At 75.8% G+C, this 17517-nt stretch carries 18 protein-coding genes and 1 riboswitch; of the genes, 10 read left to right on the plus strand and 8 right to left on the minus strand.

The features are described from left to right. Positions 1-182: 182 nt before the first annotated feature. Positions 183-320: a hypothetical protein gene (locus tag DQ239_RS20410; RefSeq protein ID WP_158544850.1), complete on the plus strand. Its 138-nt coding sequence runs from the start codon at positions 183-185 to the stop codon at positions 318-320. A 13-nt stretch (positions 321-333) separates the two neighbouring features. Here the strand turns inward: DQ239_RS20410 and DQ239_RS14965 are convergent, their stop codons facing one another. After that, positions 334-807: a DUF1992 domain-containing protein gene (locus tag DQ239_RS14965; protein ID WP_158544851.1), complete on the minus strand. Its 474-nt coding sequence runs from the start codon at positions 805-807 to the stop codon at positions 334-336. Positions 808-816: 9 nt separating this feature from the next. On the opposite strand from DQ239_RS14965, the gene DQ239_RS14970 reads away from it, so the two are divergent. The 3 genes from DQ239_RS14970 to DQ239_RS14980 all read left to right on the plus strand — a co-directional run bounded on the left by DQ239_RS14970 (position 817) and on the right by DQ239_RS14980 (position 4402). Then, positions 817-1371 (plus strand): NUDIX hydrolase, encoded by a 555-nt coding sequence (locus tag DQ239_RS14970; RefSeq protein ID WP_233489288.1) that lies wholly within the window; start codon positions 817-819, stop codon positions 1369-1371. Positions 1372-1459: 88 nt separating this feature from the next. Next, the gene (locus DQ239_RS14975) at positions 1460-2473 is read left to right on the plus strand and encodes an ATP-dependent DNA ligase (protein WP_113835366.1); all 1014 of its coding nucleotides are present in this window, start codon (positions 1460-1462) and stop codon (positions 2471-2473) included. An 81-nt stretch (positions 2474-2554) separates the two neighbouring features. Continuing rightward, the gene (locus tag DQ239_RS14980) at positions 2555-4402 is read left to right on the plus strand and encodes a diguanylate cyclase (RefSeq protein WP_113835235.1); all 1848 of its coding nucleotides are present in this window, start codon (positions 2555-2557) and stop codon (positions 4400-4402) included. A gap of 10 nt (positions 4403-4412) precedes the next feature. Here DQ239_RS14980 and DQ239_RS14985 read toward each other — a convergent pair whose 3' ends face one another. From DQ239_RS14985 to DQ239_RS15005, 5 genes are all read right to left on the minus strand, one after another. Then, positions 4413-5252, minus strand: a complete 840-nt coding sequence (locus tag DQ239_RS14985; protein ID WP_113835236.1) for an NmrA family NAD(P)-binding protein — start codon at positions 5250-5252, stop codon at positions 4413-4415. A 58-nt stretch (positions 5253-5310) separates the two neighbouring features. Further along, positions 5311-6354 carry a sensor histidine kinase gene (locus DQ239_RS14990; protein ID WP_233489290.1) on the minus strand — a complete coding sequence of 348 codons (1044 nt, stop codon included), beginning with the start codon at positions 6352-6354 and terminating at the stop codon, positions 5311-5313. Positions 6355-6442: 88 nt separating this feature from the next. Then, complete coding sequence (locus DQ239_RS14995; protein ID WP_113835237.1) at positions 6443-8023, minus strand: methyl-accepting chemotaxis protein; 1581 nt, start codon at positions 8021-8023, stop codon at positions 6443-6445. A gap of 136 nt (positions 8024-8159) precedes the next feature. Continuing rightward, on the minus strand, positions 8160-9281 hold the full coding sequence (locus DQ239_RS15000) for a methyltransferase (protein ID WP_113835238.1): 1122 nt from the start codon (positions 9279-9281) through the stop codon (positions 8160-8162). Beyond that, entirely contained in the window at positions 9278-10192 is a 915-nt protein-coding gene (locus tag DQ239_RS15005; RefSeq protein ID WP_113835368.1) for a haloalkane dehalogenase, read from the minus strand. The genes DQ239_RS15000 and DQ239_RS15005 overlap by 4 nt, the downstream gene beginning before the upstream one ends. 82 nt (positions 10193-10274) lie before the next feature. Between DQ239_RS15005 and DQ239_RS15010 the strand changes: the two genes are divergently transcribed. Continuing rightward, on the plus strand, positions 10275-11297 hold the full coding sequence (locus DQ239_RS15010) for an NADP-dependent oxidoreductase (protein WP_199583050.1): 1023 nt from the start codon (positions 10275-10277) through the stop codon (positions 11295-11297). Positions 11298-11341: 44 nt separating this feature from the next. After that, positions 11342-11545 carry a hypothetical protein gene (locus DQ239_RS15015; RefSeq protein ID WP_113835239.1) on the plus strand — a complete coding sequence of 68 codons (204 nt, stop codon included), beginning with the start codon at positions 11342-11344 and terminating at the stop codon, positions 11543-11545. Positions 11546-11587: 42 nt separating this feature from the next. On the opposite strand, the gene DQ239_RS15020 is transcribed toward DQ239_RS15015, so the two are convergent. After that, entirely contained in the window at positions 11588-12385 is a 798-nt protein-coding gene (locus tag DQ239_RS15020) for an SDR family NAD(P)-dependent oxidoreductase (RefSeq protein ID WP_113835240.1), read from the minus strand. A gap of 73 nt (positions 12386-12458) precedes the next feature. Further along, positions 12459-12971: a VOC family protein gene (locus DQ239_RS15025; RefSeq protein WP_113835241.1), complete on the minus strand. Its 513-nt coding sequence runs from the start codon at positions 12969-12971 to the stop codon at positions 12459-12461. A gap of 172 nt (positions 12972-13143) precedes the next feature. Here DQ239_RS15025 and DQ239_RS15030 point away from each other — a divergent pair, with 172 nt between their 5' ends. From DQ239_RS15030 to DQ239_RS15045, 4 genes are all read left to right on the plus strand, one after another. Then, a complete protein-coding gene (locus DQ239_RS15030; RefSeq protein WP_199583052.1) occupies positions 13144-14439 on the plus strand; it encodes an Nramp family divalent metal transporter in 1296 nt (431 codons plus the stop codon). Positions 14440-14518: 79 nt separating this feature from the next. Further along, positions 14519-14622, plus strand: a riboswitch (TPP riboswitch). Next, positions 14620-15231, plus strand: coding sequence for an ECF transporter S component (locus tag DQ239_RS15035; protein ID WP_113835242.1), 612 nt, complete (start codon positions 14620-14622; stop codon positions 15229-15231). (Overlaps the previous riboswitch by 3 nt.) Before the next feature lie 41 nt (positions 15232-15272). Beyond that, on the plus strand, positions 15273-16676 hold the full coding sequence (locus DQ239_RS21320) for an ABC transporter ATP-binding protein (RefSeq protein WP_304543622.1): 1404 nt from the start codon (positions 15273-15275) through the stop codon (positions 16674-16676). Continuing rightward, on the plus strand, positions 16673-17440 hold the full coding sequence (locus DQ239_RS15045; RefSeq protein ID WP_113835243.1) for an energy-coupling factor transporter transmembrane component T: 768 nt from the start codon (positions 16673-16675) through the stop codon (positions 17438-17440). Before DQ239_RS21320 ends, DQ239_RS15045 begins: the two co-directional genes overlap by 4 nt. The last annotated feature ends 77 nt before the right edge of the window (positions 17441-17517 follow it).

Raw genomic sequence — 17517 nt, forward strand, 5'->3', positions numbered from 1 at the left:
AGATCGCCCGCTCCCTGAACGGGCGACCCCGCAAGACCCTCAACTGGCTCAAGCCCGTCGAAGTCATCGGCCCTCTACTGTCAGGCGATCAACCAGCGGGTGTTGCATCCGCTCCTTGAATCCACCTCACCTGATCCCAGCCGCACCGTGCGGAGAACTGCTGGCGGAGGGAGACTCGCGCCGTGACCGAGCCGCATAAGGACGACGAGACCAACAACCTGCACCCGGGCCAGCACGACGAGGGCGGCCACGGCGGCATGGCCACCCGCGAGCACGACGCCCGCAAGGACGACGCAGCCGAGGACGACGCCCAGGACTGACCGGCACCCGGCCTCAGCGCCGGCGCCACCACCTGCGCCGTGCCTGCGGCTGCGGGGACGGGGCCACCGGCGCGGGCTCCGGAGGCGGCCGGTCGCGCATCCACCCTTCGACCAGCGCCTCGACGTCGGCCAGGCCGGGCACCGCCGCCCACCTGCTCTCGGCCGGCTGCCGCCAGAAGGCCTCCACCCGCGCGTTGTAGTCCTCGGCCAGCGCCCGGACCTCCGCCTCGGTGGTCAGCCGCGCCGCCCGCTCCGGCAGGTCGTCGCGCTCGCGGCGCAGCCGCAGGCCCGGCGGCAGCATCGCCCCGGTGTCCACGCCCTCGCGCCGGGCCTTGGCCAGCGCCCAGTCGTAGGCGGTCTGCTCGCGGTCGAGGTCCTTCAGCGGTCCGCCGGGCAGCCGGGCGAAGTCGCCGCGCTCCTGCGCCTGGGTGATCTGCCGGTCCACCCACGTCTCGAACGAGACGCCAGGCGGTTTGCGCTGGGTCACCCTCCCATCGTGACACCGATCTGCCAGGGTCGGCGGGTGCGGACGACGAGCAGCCGAGAGGTCTACCGGAACGACTGGATCCGTGTCCGGGAGGACGCCTTCGAGCTCGACGACGGGACGACCGGCATCTACGGCGTCGTCGAGAAGGCCGACTTCGCGCTGGTGCTGCCGGAGCAGGACGGCGGGTTCTGGCTGGTCGAGCAGTACCGCCACCCCGTGGGCCACCGGTCGTGGGAGTTCCCGCAGGGCACGTGGCCGGCCGGGGCCGGCGGCTCGCGCGAAGAGCTGGCGCGGGCCGAGCTGGCCGAGGAGACCGGGCTGCGGGCCGGCCGGCTGGAGCACCTGGGGCGGCTGGACCTCGCCTCCGGGCTGCTGACCCAGCGGTTCGACGTCTGGTCGGCCACCGACCTCACCCCCGGACCGACCGCGCGGGAGGCCACCGAGGCCGACATGCAGCAGGCCTTCGTCCCGGAGACCGAGCTGCGCCGCAGGATGCGCGACGGTGGGGTCACCGACAGCCCGTCGCTGGCTGCCTACGGCCTGCTCCTGCTCCACCGCGGGTGATCACGGGGCGTGCGGGACGCGCCCCCGATCGGGTGTGACGTCGACGGCCGGCCGTGCATCCGCGCCGGTCAGCCGCCAGGCTGTCCGGGTGCCGCTGACCGTTCCCGGCCTGCCGGGCCTGCCGCCCGGGCTCACCGGGCCCGTCGGCGTCCAGCTGGCGAAGCCGGTCCGCGAGATCCCCCGCCCCGACGCGCTGCCCGGCGGCTGCCGCTACGAGCCGAAGTGGGACGGCTACCGCCTCGTCGTCGTCCGGGACGCCGGCTCCACCCGGCTGTGGAGCAAGCAGGGCCGCGACCTCACCGACCGGTTCCCCGACGTCGCCGCGGCCGCACTGGCCCAGGTGCCCGCCGGCACGGTGCTCGACGGCGAGGTGGTGATCTGGCACGACAACCGGCTGGACTTCGGGCTGCTCCAGCAGCGCATGGTCGCCGCACGCGGCCGGATCGGTGCGCAGGTCGCCGCGCACCCGGCGTCCTACGTGGCCTTCGACGTGCTCGCCCTCGGGGGCACCGACCTGCGCGAGAAGACGCTCGGCCGCCGCCGGGCCGAGCTGGAGACGCTGGCGGCCCGCTGGGCGCCGCCGCTGCAGCTCTCCCCCAGCACCGCCGACCCCGAGTTGGCGCGGCAGTGGTTCGAGGACTTCCGGGTCGCGGGCGTCGAGGGGCTGGTCGCCAAGGGGGCCGACGGCCGGTACGCGCCCGGCCGGCGCGAGTGGCTCAAGGTCAAGAGCTGGGAGAGCACCGAGGTGCTGGCCGGCGGGGTGATCGGCGCGCTCGACCGGCCCAGCCAGGTGGTGGCCGGGCGCTACCGCGACGGCGAGCTGGTCGTCGTCGGCCGCACCAGCCCGCTCACCCCCCGGCAGAGCGAGGAGGTCGCCGCCGTCCTCGAGCCCGCGGACGACGACCATCCCTGGCCCGACCGCATCGGCACCGGCCGGTTCGGCGGTGGCCGCCTGTCGGTTCCCCTGACCCGCGTGCGGCCGGACGTGGTGGTCGAGGTGAGCGCCGACGCCGCCCTGCAGGCCGGCGTCTTCCGGCACCCGCTGCGCTTCCTGCGCGTGCGCCCCGATCTGCGGCCCGAGGACCTCCCACTGCTGCCCTGACCTGCACAGATGCCGCCCAGCCATGTCACCCACACGGGTGAGCGGCCGTAAGGTCGGCCGCCCGGGTGTCGATGGGGAGGTGTGACCGCTCCCGCCGCTCCCACCGCCCGTGCCGCCTGGCTGCACGCGGCGCTGGTCGTCGCGCTGGTCCCCGCTGTCGTCTCCGTCCCGCTGGGGCCCTGGCGGCCCGCCGCCGAGCTCGTGCTCTTCGCCCTCGGCACCGCCGCCGTCCGCACCGCCGTCGTCCGGCACCGGACGTCCGCCGCTGCCGCCTGGACCGCGATCGGTGCCGCGCTCGGCTGCTTCGCCCTGAGCTGCCTCGCCGAGATCCTCGAGCTCTCCGGGGTCCGCCCGGCCACCTTCGCCGCCGCGGAGGCCGGCCTGGACGTCGCCGCGTACGCCGCGATGGCCCTCGGCGCGCTCGGCATCGTCCGCGGCACCCGGCGGCGCCGGGCGCGCGGCTCGTGGCTGGATACCGCGACCCTGGTCCTGGCCGCCGCGCTGGCGGTGGTCGCCGTCGCCGGCCAGCGCCGGGCGGCCGGCGGGGACCTCTGGGAGCTGACCATCGGCACGCCGGTGCTCACCGTCGTGCTGCTGATGGTCTGCGTCCCGCTGGCGATGTCCCGCCGCCACCGGTCGGTGCCCACGACCGCGCTGCTCGTCGGCGCCGCCCTCACCGTCGTGGCCTACGGCGGGCGGATCCTGGCCGATGCGCCACTGCGGGAGCTCCCGCTGCTCGACCCGCTCCCGCTGCTGGCCGTGGCCGCGCTGACCGTGGCCGCGCGGCACCCCTCGGTCGCCGGCATGGGAGCCGAGTTCGCGCCGGAGGCGGGGCGCGCCGACGGGTCGAGGGTGCTGGGCGTCGGCACCACCCTGCTCATCAGCCCGGCCCTGCTGGTCCTGTGGACCGTCGGGCACGGCGGCATCGGCTACGTCCTCGGGCTGGGCACCGCCGTCCTCACCGGCCTGGCGCTGTGGCGGCTCGCGGCCCTCGACGCCGACCGCGAGGCCACCCGCACCGCACTGGCGGCCAGCGAGGCACGGCTCCAGCTGTTGCTGGAGAACGCCGCCGACGTCATCGCCATCGTGGAGGCGCGGACCGGCACGATCACCTACATCAGCCCGGCGGTGCAGTCGCTGCTGGGCCGCCCGCCGTCGTACTACCTGGGCGCGGACGCCATCGACCTGGCCGACCCCCGCGACCAGCCGCGCCTGCGCGCCGCCGTGGCCGCGGCCGGTGACGCCGCCGACGTGCAGGCCGGTGCGGTGGACACCGACGTCCGGGTCGCGCACGTCTCCGGGGACACCCGCTGGGTGGAGATGCGGATCAGCGGGCGGGTCAACGCCGCCGGCATCAAGGGCTGGGTGGTCAACTTCCGCGAGGTGACCGACCGCAAGCGCCTCGAGGACGAGCTGCGCCACCAGGCACGGACCGACCCCCTGACCGGCCTGCTCAACCGCGCCGCCTTCTCCGAGCGCCTGGCGGCGGCGGTCGCCTCCATCGACCCCGTCGCGCCGCCCGCGGTGCTCTTCGTGGACGTCGACGACTTCAAGGGCATCAACGACACGCACGGCCACGCCGCCGGCGACGACCTCCTGGTCGCGGTGGCCGGCCGGCTCAGCGGCGACGTCCGCGCCGGGGACGTCGTGGCGCGGCTGGGCGGCGACGAGTTCGCCGTCCTGCTCGCCGAGGCCGACGACCAGCACCTGCGCGACGTCGCGGGCCGGCTGCTCACCTCGCTGCGCGCTCCCGTGGTCCTCGGCAGCACCGCGCTGTCGGTGACCGCGAGCGTCGGCGGTGCGCTGGGCGCCCCCGGCGACACCGCCGAGACGCTGCTGCACCGCGCCGACACCGCGATGTACGAGGCCAAGCGGGCCGGCAAGGACTCCTCCTCGCTGCTCGGCAGCGGAGCGACCAGCACCGCCTGACGGCGGCCGCTCAGCCCGCCGCGGGCAGCGGCAGCGCGGCCAGGTGCTCGGCCAGCGTGCGCGGTGGCCGCCCCAGCAGGGCGGTGAGCACGCGGGGGCTGCCGACGAAGCCGTGGGCGCGCGCGTGGTCCAGCAGGGCCCGCCGGCACCGCGCGGCGTAGGCCCGGGGCTGCTCCCCGGCCGGGATCACGTCGTCGGCGACCACCTCGCGTCCCAGCCGCTCGCCCACCAGCTCGGCGATCCGCGGCGCGGTCAGCGGCTCGGGGCCCACCGCCTCGAACGTCCCGCCGTCCAGGCCGTCCTCGGTGAGCAGCACGGCCGCGGCCTCCGCGACGTCGTCGACGTCGACCAGCGACTGCGCCGTCCGCAGGCCCCACAGCGACCGCAGCACGCCGGTGCGCGCGACCTCCGTTAGCTCGGCGTCGAGGTCCTGCATGGACGCACCCGGCTGCAGCACCCGCCAGGGCACGCCGGCGCTCTCCAGCGACTCCTCCGCGCGGTCCTTCGCCGCGTGGTGCGGCAGGACGCGGGTCTGCGGGCGCAGCACCGAGTGGTAGACCACCCGTTCCACACCTGCCCGGCGCGCCTCGGCGAACAGCGCGGCGGAGCCCTCGGCCTCCTCCGGGTGGAACTGCGGCCAGAGCAGGTGGAACGCGCTGGCACCGTCGAGGAGCCCGGCCCACGGCAGCGGCTGGGTCAGCTCGCCCACCACGACCTCGGCACCCAGGTCGGTGAGCTCGGGGCGCGGCGTGCGGCGCGAGACCACCGCGCGGACCTCCTCGCCGCGAGCGCTCAGCGCCCGGACGACGGCGGCCCCGGTGCGACCGCCGGCCGCCGTCACCACGATCACCGGGCCAGCTCAGCAGGGCGGCCCCGGCGCGGCAAGCGGCCGTGCCGACGGCGCACGATCAGGGGAGGCGGGTGGCGAGCCGGACCACGAGCCCACCGGGGCCGGGCAGGAGGTCGACGTGGTCGAACAGCTTGCGCGCCAGCCACAGGCCCATCCCCCCGCGGCCGAGGTCCGGGCCGTGCGCGGGCTGGAAGCCGGCCAGCGGATCGGCGAACGCCGTGCCGTGGTCGCCGATCTCGCAGACCAGCTGCTCGGGGCCGACCCACAGGCGGGCCGAGACCGGGGGCACGCCGTGCCGGAACGCGTTCGCCACGACCTCGCTGACGGCCAGGTGCAGGTCGTCGACCAGATCGCGGTCGGCGACGTGCGCGGACAGCGCGGCGGCCAGCCGGTGCCGCAGGTCGGCCAGCACGGTGGCGGCGGGCACGTCGAGGACGGGTGCGCAGTCCTCCACGGGCTCGCGGGGCACCGGGAGCCGGCGCAGGAAGGCCGCCGGGTCGAACTCGGGGCTGGGCTCGCGGGCGCCGTCGACGACGAGCTCGGAGTGCGTCGCCCGCGCGCTGCGGAGGACCTCGTCCGGCAGCGTCCGGGAGTCGTAGAGGCACAGGGCGGCCAGCGGCTGCCCCGCGAGCAGGGCGTTGCTCGCCGCCTCGTACCGCGTCCCCTCCCGCCAGGTCCGCGGCCGGTCGCCGAACTGGACCTGCCCGACCAGCCGCACCCAGCCCGAGCCGGTCGAGCCGGCACGGGCGAGCAGCCGCCGGGTCTCGGTGATCGCGTCGGGAGCGCGGGTGTCCAGCAGGCAGATGCGGGGATGGTTCTCCACGGCCCCGGCACGCAGCCCCAGTCCGGCACCGATGAGCGCCGCGGTGTCGGGCGGGCACGCGAGCACGGCGGTGTCACCGGCCGCCAGACCCGCCTCGAGGTGGGGCAGGGAGGCGGCGAGGATCGCCTCGTCGGAGTCCACCAACGCCGCGGCGTGCGGCCGGGCGGACAGGGCGCGGGCCTGCGGACGCGGCACGGGCAGCACGGAGTGCTGCACCCGTTCACCCGCCGCTGGTTCCACCGATGCCTCGTACTCGTCCTCGGCCGTCGTCCCGGCCACTCCGTCCAGTGTCGGGCATGCCGACCCCCCGGGGCGCCCCGGGCACCGGTCGGAGTCTAACCGGCCCGGCGCGCGGATCCGGGACCTTTCAGTAGCGGAAGCGGGACACCGACCCGTGCAGCGAGGTCGCCATCCGCGCGACCTCGTCGATGGCCGCCTGCGCGTCGGCCATCGCGCGGGTGGTCGACGACGTGGCGGTGGAGACCGCGTCGATGTTCGCCGCGATCTCACCGGCCGAGACGGCCGCCTCGGCGACGTTGCGGTTCATCTCCGTCGTCGTGGCGGTCTGCTCCTCGACGGCGGCGGCGATCGTGCCCTGCGAGTCGTTGATCAGCGCGATGATCGAGGCGATCTCCCCGATGACGTGGACGGCGCCCTGCGTGTCGGCCTGGATGGCCTCGACCCGGGCGGTGATGTCCTGGGTCGCCTTCGCGGTCTCCTGCGCCAGTTCCTTGACCTCGTTGGCGACGACGGCGAAGCCCTTGCCCGCCTCACCGGCGCGGGCCGCCTCGATCGTGGCGTTGAGCGCGAGCAGGTTCGTCTGCTCCGCGATGCCGGTGATCACCTTCACGACGCCGGCGATCTCGAGGGAGGACTCGCCCAGCGTGGCGACGATCGCGGTGGTCCGGTCGGCCGCGGTCACCGCCTGCCCGGCCACCCGGGACACCTCGCTGGCGTTCTGGGCGATCTCCCGGATCGAGGCGCCCATCTGCTCGGAGCCGGCGGCGACCGTCTGCACGTTCGTCGACACCTGGCCGGCCGCCGCGGCCACGGTCCGGCTCTGCTCCGACGACTCGTCCGCGAGACGGGCCATGTCCTGCGCGCTGGCCGAGAGCTGCTCGGTGGCCGACGCCAGCGTCGTGGAGCTGTCGCCGATGGCGCCGACCACCGCGCGCATGGTGGCCATGGAGGACTCGAGCGCGGCGGCGACCTGGCCGACCTCGTCCCTGCTGTCGATCCCGGTCTCGCCGCGCAGGTCGCCGTCGGCCAGACCGGTCACGACCTCGACCACCCGGCGCAGCGGCCGGACCACCGAGCGGGTGATGACCCAGCCGAGCAGGCCCAGCACCAGCGCGCCGGCGCCGGCGACCACCAGCGAGAGCACCACCGCGGTGCGCCGCTGGTCCTCGGAGGAGGCGGCGGCCTCCTCCGCGACCGCCGCCACCGCGTCGCCCAGCCGGGGCAGCTCGTCCTCCAGGACGGCGAAGTCCGCGGCGAACTGCGGATAGGCCGCGTCGGCCGCCACCGGGTCGCTGGAGGCCAGCGTGACGATCCGCGCCGCCGAGGCGAGGTAGGCCTCCACCTCGGGCGTGACGTCGGCGACGACGGTGTCGACCTCGGTGCCCAGCCCGTCGCCGACGACCTCCTCGAGGACCGACCGGAACTGCTGGTCGTGCTCCGCGAGGTCGGCGACGGCGCCGTCGTGGAGGGGGCCCGCCCCCCGGCTGACCAGCGCCTGGAGGACGTCGCCGCGCACCGCGTCGTGCATCATGTCGGCGAGCAGCACGTCCTCGGTGCCCTCGGCGCTGGCGAGCAGCTCCCCGGCGGTCTCGCCGGTGCCCGCCAGGGCGTGCAGCGACACCGCCGCGAAGATCCCGAGCGCCCCCGCACCGGCGGTGACCAGGGTCGCGAGCTTCACGCCCAGCGGGCGGTCGGACCAGAGGGACATGGGCTCCTCCATCGCCGTGCGGGCGGGGGCATCCCACCGATCGCTTGCTTCGGCGGGGCCCGGGGCGACTTCAGCGGAAAACGTCACTCGTGACGATCGTCCCCGTTCCGGTTCCGGGCAGTCTCCGGAACCGCCGTCAGCGCCGGGTGGAGACGGTGACCGTGAACTTGGGCGACTGGTCGGCCACGCGCGTCGGCCCGACGACGCGGGTCAGCGCCGGCTTGTAGCGCAGTGCGCTGTTGTAGACCGTCCACAGCTCGCCGCCGGGCCGCAGCACCCGGGCGGCGGCGGCGAACAGCCGGTCGGCGGCGGTGGTCACGACGGCGGCGCCGACGTGGAAGGGCGGGTTGCACACCACCAGGTCCACGCTCCCGTCGGCCAGCGAGTCGGCGGCGTCGTCCCGGGCCACCCGGAGCCGGCCCTCGATCCCGTTGGCGCCCGCCGTCGCGACCGTGGACGCCACCGCCGCGGCGGACTGGTCGACGGCGAGCACGTCGAGCGCCGGCCGCGCCGTGGCCAGCGCCGCCGCCAGCACGCCGGTGCCGCAGCCCAGGTCGAGCGCGGTGGCCGCCTCCGGCGCCATGTCGCCCAGCCGGCGCAGCAGCGCACGGGTGCCGATGTCGATCTTCGTCCCGGCGAACGCGGCGCCGTGGGCGCAGACGGTGAGCCCCAGGTCCGCGTGCTGCTGGCAGCGGGGGAACGACGACGCCCCGGGGCGGGGGCCGCGCGCGACCAGCACCCGCGACTTCTGCCGCGCCAGCGTCGCGGAGACGTCGGTGAAGGAGTCGCGCAGGACGTCGTTCATCGCGTGGGTCATGTGCTTGACCCGGCCGCCGACGAGCACGGTGACGTCGGGCGCCGCGGCGGCCGCCACGTGCTCGGCGATCTCGCGCAGCGCGTCCAGCGCCCGGGGAGCCTTCACGAGGACGACCCGCGCGCCCGCGGGCGCCTCGGCCAGCGGCAGCGACCGGTAGGTGCCGCTCAGGCCGGTGCGCTCGGCGTTGCGGGCCAGCGCCCGCTCCCCCACGAGCAGGTCGTGGGCCACCCGGACGTCACGCGCACCGTGCAGGGCGACCGCGCCGAGGGTCAGCGCGCCGTGCGAGTCGTCGACGACGGCGACCTCGCCGGGGCCGCAGAGCGCGAGGGCGGCGGCCGCCTCGTCCAGCAGCAGCCGGTCGGTGGCGTCGACCGCCACCAGGTCCGGCGCCTCGACGTCGGGAGCACGGCGCAGCCGCTCGAAGAGGTCCGGGGCGGTCACCGGGGCGTGGCCGCGATCAGGTCCACGACGACGGCGGCGAGCTCCGGGCCGACGTCCTCCTGGAGGAAGTGCCCGCCACCGGCCACCGTGGTGTGCGGCCTGCCCTGGGCGCCGGGGACGAGCTTCTGGAACACCCGCTCCCCGCCGCCGGTGATCGGGTCACCGTCGGAGAAGGCGGTCACCAGCGGCTTGTCCCAGCGGGACAGCACCTCCCAGGCCGCCCGGTTGGCCGCGGCGGCCGGGTCGTCCGGTCCGGTGGGCACGAGTGCGGGCAGCACGCGGGGGCCGGCGGTGTACCGGTCGTCGGGGAACGGCGCGTCGTAGGCGGCGACGACCTCCGCGGGCAGCGGGGTGGCGCAGCCGTGGGAGATCATCGGGCCGATCTCGAACCGGGGGTTCTGCTGGGAGAACCGCTGCCAGGCGAGGAATGCCTCCGGCATCTGCTGATCGCCGGTGGGCAGGCCGGTGTTGGCGACGACCACGCGGGCGAACCGGTCGGGGTGCTCGGCGACCAGCCGCAGCCCGATCAGCCCGCCCCAGTCCTGGCCCACGAGGGTGATGTCGCGCAGACCGAGCCCGTCGAGCAGCGCCTGCCGCATCCAGTCGACCTGCCGGGCATAGCTGTGATCGGACTGCTGGGTGGGCTTGTCCGACCGGCCGAAGCCGACCAGGTCGGGGGCGACCACCCGCAGCCCGGCGTCCAGGAGCACCGGGACGACCCGGCGGTACAGGAACGACCAGGTCGGCTCGCCGTGCATCAGCAGGACCGTCTCGCCGTCCGCCGGGCCCTCGTCGACGTACGCGACCCGGAGCCGCCCGCCCTCGCCGTCGTCGATCTCGACGTACCGCGGGGCGTAGGGGAACCCCGGGAGATCGGCGAACCGCTCGCCCGGCGTGCGCAGGGTCTGCATGCCCCCACCCTGCCAGGGGATCCAGGCGGACGGCGGCGCCCCCGCCTCGGCACAGCGGGACGGCGCGGGCATGATCACCCCTGTGTCCCTGACCACACGTGAGTGGCAGCTGGCGGCCCGGCCGCACGGCGAGCCGAAGCCCGAGGACTTCCGCCTGGTCGAGGTCGAGCACCCCGACCCGACCGAGGGCCAGGTCGTCGTCCGGATGCTGGCCATGTCGGTCGACCCGTACATGCGCGGCCGCATGAACGCCGGCCGGTCCTACGCCGCCGCGTGGGAGGTGGGCGACACCATGCAGGGCGGGGCCGTCGGCCGCGTCGTCGAGTCCCGCTCCCCCGACGTCGCCGAGGGCGCGCTGGTCTCCACCAACGCCGCGTGGCGGGACGTCGCCGTCCTCGACGCGCGGGCGGTCCAGGTCCTCCCCGAGCTCCCCGGCATCCCGCCGAGCTACCACCTGGGCATCCTCGGGATGCCCGGGCTGACGGCGTGGGCCGGACTGTTCCGTCTCGCCGAGTACCGCGAGGGCGACGTCGTCTTCGTCTCCGGTGCCGCCGGCGCCGTGGGCAGCGCGGTGGGGCAGCTCGCCCGGCTGCACGGCGCCTCGGCCGTCATCGGCAGCGCCGGCACCCCGGAGAAGGTGCGCTGGCTGACCGACGAGCTGGGCTTCACCGCCGCCTTCGACTACCACGACGGCCCGGTGGCCCGGCAGCTCGCGCAGGCCGCACCCGACGGCATCGACGTCTTCTTCGACAACGTCGGCGGGGAGCACCTCGAGGCGGCGATCGGGGCGTTCAAGGAGTTCGGCCGCGGCGCGCTGTGCGGGGCGATCTCGGCCTACAACGCCACCGAGCCGCCGCCCGGGCCGCGCAACATGGCCCTGATGGTGGGCCGCAAGCTGACCCTGCGCGGCTTCATCGTCGGCGACCACTACGACCGGCGCGACGAGTTCATCCAGAAGGTGACGCCGCGGGTGACCTCCGGCGAGCTGGTCGTCCGCGAGACGGTGCGCGAGGGCCTCGACGACGCCGTCTCCGCCTTCATCGACCTCCTGCGCGGCGGCAACACCGGCAAGATGATCGTGAAGCTGGCCGACGACGCCACCTGACCCGACCCGTGTGAGCGCCGGCGGGTGCGGGCAGGGTTGAGCCCATGTGGCTCTTCCTCACCCGCCGGTTCCGCATGTGGGTCCTGCTCACCGTCCTCGCCCCGCTCGCGACCAGGGTCCTCCGGGGCCTCGGCCGCACGCTGGAGCGGCGGACCGGCCCCTCCGTCGTGAGCAACGGCCTCCTGCGGGCGGGCGAGCTCGGCGACCGGGCGCGGGCGGCGCTGGGCGGCAAGGCCCGGCGCCGGTAGCCCGGCGCCGGTAGCTCCGGGACCGGTCTCCGCCGCCCGGACTCAGCCGGCCGAGCCCGGGCGGGTCATCGGCTTGTGCGACTTCCCGGCGATCGCGTCGGGCAGGACCGCCGACAGCTTGCCCATGAGCTTGCTCGTCACCGAGCCGGCGAACACCGACGCCTCGCCCTTCATCAGGCCCTCGAAGCCCTGCCGGGCGACCAGGGCGGGGTCGTCCTTCTTGTCGGAGGCGCCCAGCTTGGTGTCGGTGGCGTCGGCGCGGTCGAAGAACTCGGTGTCCGTCGGGCCGGGCAGCAGCGCGGTCACGGTCACACCGGTGTCGGTGAGCTCCTCGCGGATGCCCAGGGCGAGGAACTGCACGAAGGCCTTGGTCGCGGAGTAGACGGCCTGGAAGGGCTCGGGTGCCTGCGAGGCGACCGACGAGGTGAACAGGATGCGGCCCTGGTCGCGGGCCACCATGTCCCGCACCACGTGCTTGGCCAGCTGGACGGTGGAGGCGCAGTTCAGCTCCACCATGTTCAGCTCGGCGTCCAGGTCGGTCTCGACGAACCGGCCCGCGACGCCCACGCCGGCGTTGAGCGCCGCGGCGTCCAGCGGGCGGCCGGAGCCGCGGACGGCGGCCACCACCTTGTCCACCTCGGCCCGGCGGGTGAGGTCGGCGCGCACCGGGGAGACGGCGGCGCCCAGGCCGCGCAGCTCCGCGGCCGCGGGCTCGAGCTCGTCGTCCTCCGCGACGACGACGAGGTCGAAGCCGTTCTGGGCGAACTGCTTGGCCAGCTCCAGGCCGATGCCGCTGGAGGCACCGGTGACGAGGGCGAGGGGACGAGTGGGTGCGGACACGGGGACCTCCTGCGGCGGGCGGGAACGGTCCGTCCCGTGCCCCGATCCGGGCCGCCCATGCGTCTCCCGGCGCTCAGACCCGCACGGAGACGCCGATCCCCCCGGGGGTGGTCGCGCCGTAGCGCTCGATCTCGCGAGCCAGGTCCAGCGGGCGGGTGGTGGCGCCCTGGGCCCGGACGTCGTCGGTGATCAGGTCGGCCGGCAGGAGCCAGGAGACCTCGAACTCGAGGCCGTCGGGGTCCTGGGCGTAGAGCGCCTTGGTGGTGGCGTGGTCGGACTCGCCGACCAGGGCGGCGGCGGCGAGCAGCGCGTCCCGGACACGGGACAGCTCGGCGAGGGTGTCCACCTCCCAGGCCAGGTGGTACAGCCCGACGGCGCCGCGGCCCGCCGAGGAGGGGCCGGCCCCGCTCCCGATCGCGAACAGGCCGAGGTCGTGGTCGTTGGTCGACCCCTCGGCCTGCAGGAAGACCGCACGGCCGGGGATCTCGACCTTCACCCGGAAGCCGAGGACGTCGCGGTAGAAGGCGAGGCTGCGGTCGACGTCGCGGACGTAGAGGACGGCGTGGTTGAGGCGCTGGACGGGCACGGGGAGCTCCTTGGGCCAGGGGCCTCCAGTGTGCGCCGCTTTATTTGAGAGTTCAAGTAACAGCCACGCTGCGCCCGCGGCTGGCCCCCGGGGGCCACGGGTCGGCCCCGACGTGTCACCGGCCCCGGGCAGCACAGGAGCGACTCTCCCGACCCACCCCTGCGAGGCCGCCGTGTACCTGTCCACGACCGAGGCCGCCGTCCTCCCGGCCACGCTCGGCACCGGTCGCCGCCCCGTGGCGGCGGCTCCGACACCGGGACGGCGGCGCATCTGGCCGCTGCTGGGGCCGGCCTTCGTGGCGGCCGTGGCCTACGTCGACCCGGGCAATTTCGCGACCAACTTCTCCGGCGGCGCGGGCTTCGGCTACACGCTGCTCTGGGTGATCGTCGCGGCGAACCTCATGGCGATGCTCATCCAGTCGCTCACCGCCAAGCTCGGGCTGGCGACCGGCCGCGACCTGGCCACGCTGTGCCGCGAGCGGTTCCCCCGGCCGGTCACCCGGGGGCTGTGGCTGCAGGCCGAGGCGGTGGCCGTCGCGACCGACCTGGCCGAGATCGTGGGCGGCGCGGTCGCGCTGAACCTGCTGTTCGGGGTGCCGCTGGCGATCGGTGGGCTGATCACCGCCGTCGTCGCCTTCGTGCTGCTGGCGGCGCAGTCGCGCGGGCACCGGCCCTTCGAGCGGGTGATCACCGGGCTGCTGCTCGTCGTCGGCCTGGGCTTCGCGTACACGCTGGTCGGCGCGGGGGTGGACGTGGGCGGCGTCGCCGACGGCATGGTGCCCTCCTTCGCCGGCGCGGACAGCGTCGTGCTGGCCACCGGCATCCTCGGCGCCACCGTCATGCCGCACGTCATCTACGTGCACTCGGCGCTCACCCCGGGCCGCTACGGCGACGTCGTCACCGCCGGCCGGACGGCACAGGGCCGGGGCCGGCTGCTGCGCGCCCAGCGCCTCGACGTGCTGCTGGCCATGGGCCTCGCGGGGCTGGTCAACGCCGCGATGCTGGTCATCGCCGCGCAGCTGTTCACCGGCGGGACCGACGCTGACAGCCTCGAGGGCATCCACGCCGGCCTCGGCGACCGGCTGGGCAGCGGAGCGGCGCTGGCCTTCGCCCTCGCGCTGCTCGCCTCGGGCTTCGCGTCGTCGTCGGTGGGCACGCACGCCGGCCAGGTGGTGATGGCCGGGTTCCTCCGCCGGCACATCCCCGTGCTCGCCCGCCGGCTCCTCACGCTGGCCCCGGCGCTCGCCGTCCTGGTGCTGGGCGGCGACCCGACGACCGCGCTGGTCTGGTCGCAGGTGGTGCTCTCCTTCGGCATCCCGTTCGCACTGGTGCCGCTGCTGCTGCTGACCAGCAACCGCGACGTCATGGGCGGCTGGGTGAACCGGCGGACCACCACGCTCGCGGGCGCCGTCGTCGCCGCGCTGATCATCGGCCTCAACGCCCACCTCCTCCTCGGCCTCGCCCTCTGATCCGCTTTTCCGCGGAAAAGCGGGGGTGGGGACGGCGGGGCGGCGGGGGTCTACGCTCGGCGGCACAACTGAACACATCCATCAACAGCAGGGGAGCGCTTCGGCGCTGAGAGTGCGGGACACCGCAGACCCTCGAACCTGATCCGGGTCATGCCGGCGCAGGGAGTCTGGAGGAAAGACATGGCCGATCCGGCCGTCCGTCCGTCGACCGATGCCCCCGTCCGGGGCACCCGCTGGCGCACCGTCGACATCGTCGTCACCGCCGTCCTCGGCGTCGCCTTCGGCGTCGTCTTCTGGGCCTGGGGACTGCTCTGGGCAGCGGTCGACGCCCCGTTCGCCGCCTTCCCACCCGGGCAGGCGGTCATGTACGGCGTCTGGCTGGTGCCCGCCGTGCTGGCCCCGCTGATCGTGCGCAAGGCCGGCGCGGGCCTGTTCGCCGAGTTCCTCGCCGCGGTCGTCTCCGCGCTGCTGGGCTCGGCGTGGGGAACGCTCACCATCGTCTACGGCCTGCTGCAGGGTGCCGCCGGCGAGGTGGGCTACGCCGCGTTCGGCTATCGGCGCTACGGCTGGCCGCAGGCGCTGCTGTCGGCCCTCTGCGCGGGCGCCATGGCCGCGGTCCTGGACCTGGTGAACTACTACGCCGACTGGTCCGGCGGGTGGAAGACGGCGTACGTGCTGCTCGTCGTCGCCAGCACCACCGTCATCGCCGGCGTGGGCGCGATCGCCCTGCGGCGCTCCCTCGGGGCGACCGGCGCGCTCTCGGCCTTCCCGGCCGGCAGCGCCCGGGTCTGACCACGCACGGCGGCACGCCGGCCGGTTCCTCGCCGGCCGGCGTGCGGCTGACCGGCTGGGGGTTCCGGTACGCCAGCCGGCTGGCCTGGGCGGCACGGGACGTCGACCTGCGCGTCGAGCCCGGCGAGCGGGTGCTGCTCACCGGCGCCTCGGGGGCGGGCAAGTCCACCTTGCTGCACGCCCTCGCCGGGCTGCTCGGCCCGGACGAGGGCGAGCAGACCGGGACGATGACCGTCGGCGGGCAGCCCCCGGCCCGTGCCCGCTCGGGGACGGCGGTGGTCTTCCAGGACCCGGACGCGCAGCTGGTCATGACCCGCGCCGGGGACGACGTCGCCTTCGCGCTGGAGAACGCCGGAATGCCGCCGGAGTTGATCTGGCCCGCGGTCGACGAGGCGCTGGCCGCGGTCGGGTTCCCGTACGGCCGCGACCGGGCCACCGCCGCGCTCTCCGGCGGGCAGAAGCAGCGGCTGGTGCTCGCCGGCGCGCTCGCCGGCCGCCCGGGCCTGCTGCTGCTGGACGAGCCGACCGCGCAGCTCGACCCGGCCGGCGCCGAGCTGGTGCGCGGCGCGGTGGCGCGGGCGGTCGCGGCGCGCGGCACCACGCTGCTGGTCGTCGACCACGACGCCGCGGCCTGGCTGCCGCTGGTCGACCGGGTGGTCGAGCTGCACCCCGACGGCGGTGCGGTCGAGCACGGGGCCGGCTGGGCGCCCGCACCGCTGCGGATGCCGGTCCGCACCCCGCGGGCCCCCGGGGCGCCCCTGCTGCGGGCCGAGGCGGCAGGCTTCACCCACCGCGGCAGCGCCGTCGCCGCGCTGCCGCCCACCGACGTCGCCGTCCCCGCTGGGCGCACGCTGGCCGTCACGGGCCCGAACGGGGCGGGGAAGTCGACGCTGGCCCTGCTCCTGGCGGCGCTGCGCGGCCCCACGACGGGCCGGATCAGCGCCGGATCCGCCCTCACCGCGGGCCTGCCGCGGCCCGGCCGGCCGCCGCACCGGTGGCGGGCCGACCACCTGGTCACCCGCGTCGGCACGGTGTTCCAGCACCCCGAGCACCAGTTCCTCACCGGCCGGGTGCGCGACGAGCTGGCGCTGGGCCCGCTGCGCTCCGGTGCCGGCGACGACGCCGCCCACCGGCGGGCCGAGGAGCTGATGGAGCGCCTCGGCCTGGCCGCGCTCGCCGAGGCCAACCCGTTCACCCTCTCCGGCGGGCAGCAGCGCCGGCTGTCCGTGGCGACGGCGCTGGCCACCGGCCCCTCGGTGCTGGTGCTCGACGAGCCGACCTTCGGCCAGGACCGCGAGACCTGGGGCGAGCTGGTCGCCCTGCTCGCCGAGCAGCAGGACGATGGGCGGGCGCTGGTCCTGGTCACGCACGACGACGCCGTCGTCACCGCCCTGGCCGACGACGTGCTGACCCTCGATCCGGCCGCGCAGCGGGTGCCGGCATGAGCCTGCCGCTGACGCTGGGTCCCGCCCGGCCCGTCCCGCTGTCGGGGATCAACCCGGTGGCCCAGCTGGGCGCGCTGGCGTTCCTGCTGCCGGTGCTGCTGGTCAGCGGCGACCTGGTCACCCCCTCGGTCGTCCTGGCCGCCGAGGTGTGCCTGCTACCCGCCGCGGGGCTGGCCCGGCCGCGGGCGCTCCTGGCCCGCACCTGGCCCCTGCTGCTGGGCGCGGCCGGGGTGGCCTGGGTCAACGTGCTCTTCGGGGACCCGGCCGAGGGCAGCGGCTGGCCCTCCGCGCTCGCCCTGGCCGTCCGCGTGCTGGCCCTCGCCCTGCCGGGGGTGCTCCTGGTCGCCTCGACCGATCCGGTGCGGCTGGCCGACGCGCTCACCGTGCACTGGCGGGTGTCCACGCGGTTCGCCTACGGCGCGCTGGCCGCGCTGCGCCTGGTCCCGCTGCTGGCCACCGAGTGGCAGACCATCCGGCTGGCCCGGCGCGCCCGCGGTATCGAGCCCGGCCGCAACCCGGTCGCCCACGTGCGGCTGTTCGCCGGCACCGCGTTCGCCCTGCTGGTCGCCGCGGTCCGCCGCGGCACCCGGCTGGCGACGGCCATGGACGCGCGCGGCTTCGACTCCGGCACCGTGCGCACCAACGCCCGCGGATCCCGGCTGCGGCGCCGTGACGCCGCCTACCTCGGAGGGGCGGCGGGGGTCTGCGCGCTGGCCCTCGTGCTCAGCGTGGGCACCGGCAGCTGGCACCCGGTGTTCGGCTGAGAGTGAGCTGGATCGCACTCACGTTTGAGCGCATCCCGCCGAACCCATACACAGGTGTCTCACTGCGCCACTTGTGC

The organism is Blastococcus sp. TF02-09 (assembly GCF_003319105.1).
Lineage (GTDB): Bacteria > Actinomycetota > Actinomycetes > Mycobacteriales > Geodermatophilaceae > Blastococcus.

Bases quoted from the DNA above. Each gene is read 5' to 3' on its own strand.
- DQ239_RS14995 (WP_113835237.1), bottom strand. From the start codon at position 8,023: ATGTCCCTCTGGTCCGACCGCCCGCTGGGCGTGAAGCTCGCGACCCTG.
- DQ239_RS15005 (WP_113835368.1), bottom strand. From the start codon at position 10,192: ATGCAGACCCTGCGCACGCCGGGCGAGCGGTTCGCCGATCTCCCGGGG.
- DQ239_RS15015 (WP_113835239.1), top strand. From the start codon at position 11,342: ATGTGGCTCTTCCTCACCCGCCGGTTCCGCATGTGGGTCCTGCTCACC.
- DQ239_RS15035 (WP_113835242.1), top strand. From the start codon at position 14,620: ATGGCCGATCCGGCCGTCCGTCCGTCGACCGATGCCCCCGTCCGGGGC.
- DQ239_RS15045 (WP_113835243.1), top strand. From the start codon at position 16,673: ATGAGCCTGCCGCTGACGCTGGGTCCCGCCCGGCCCGTCCCGCTGTCG.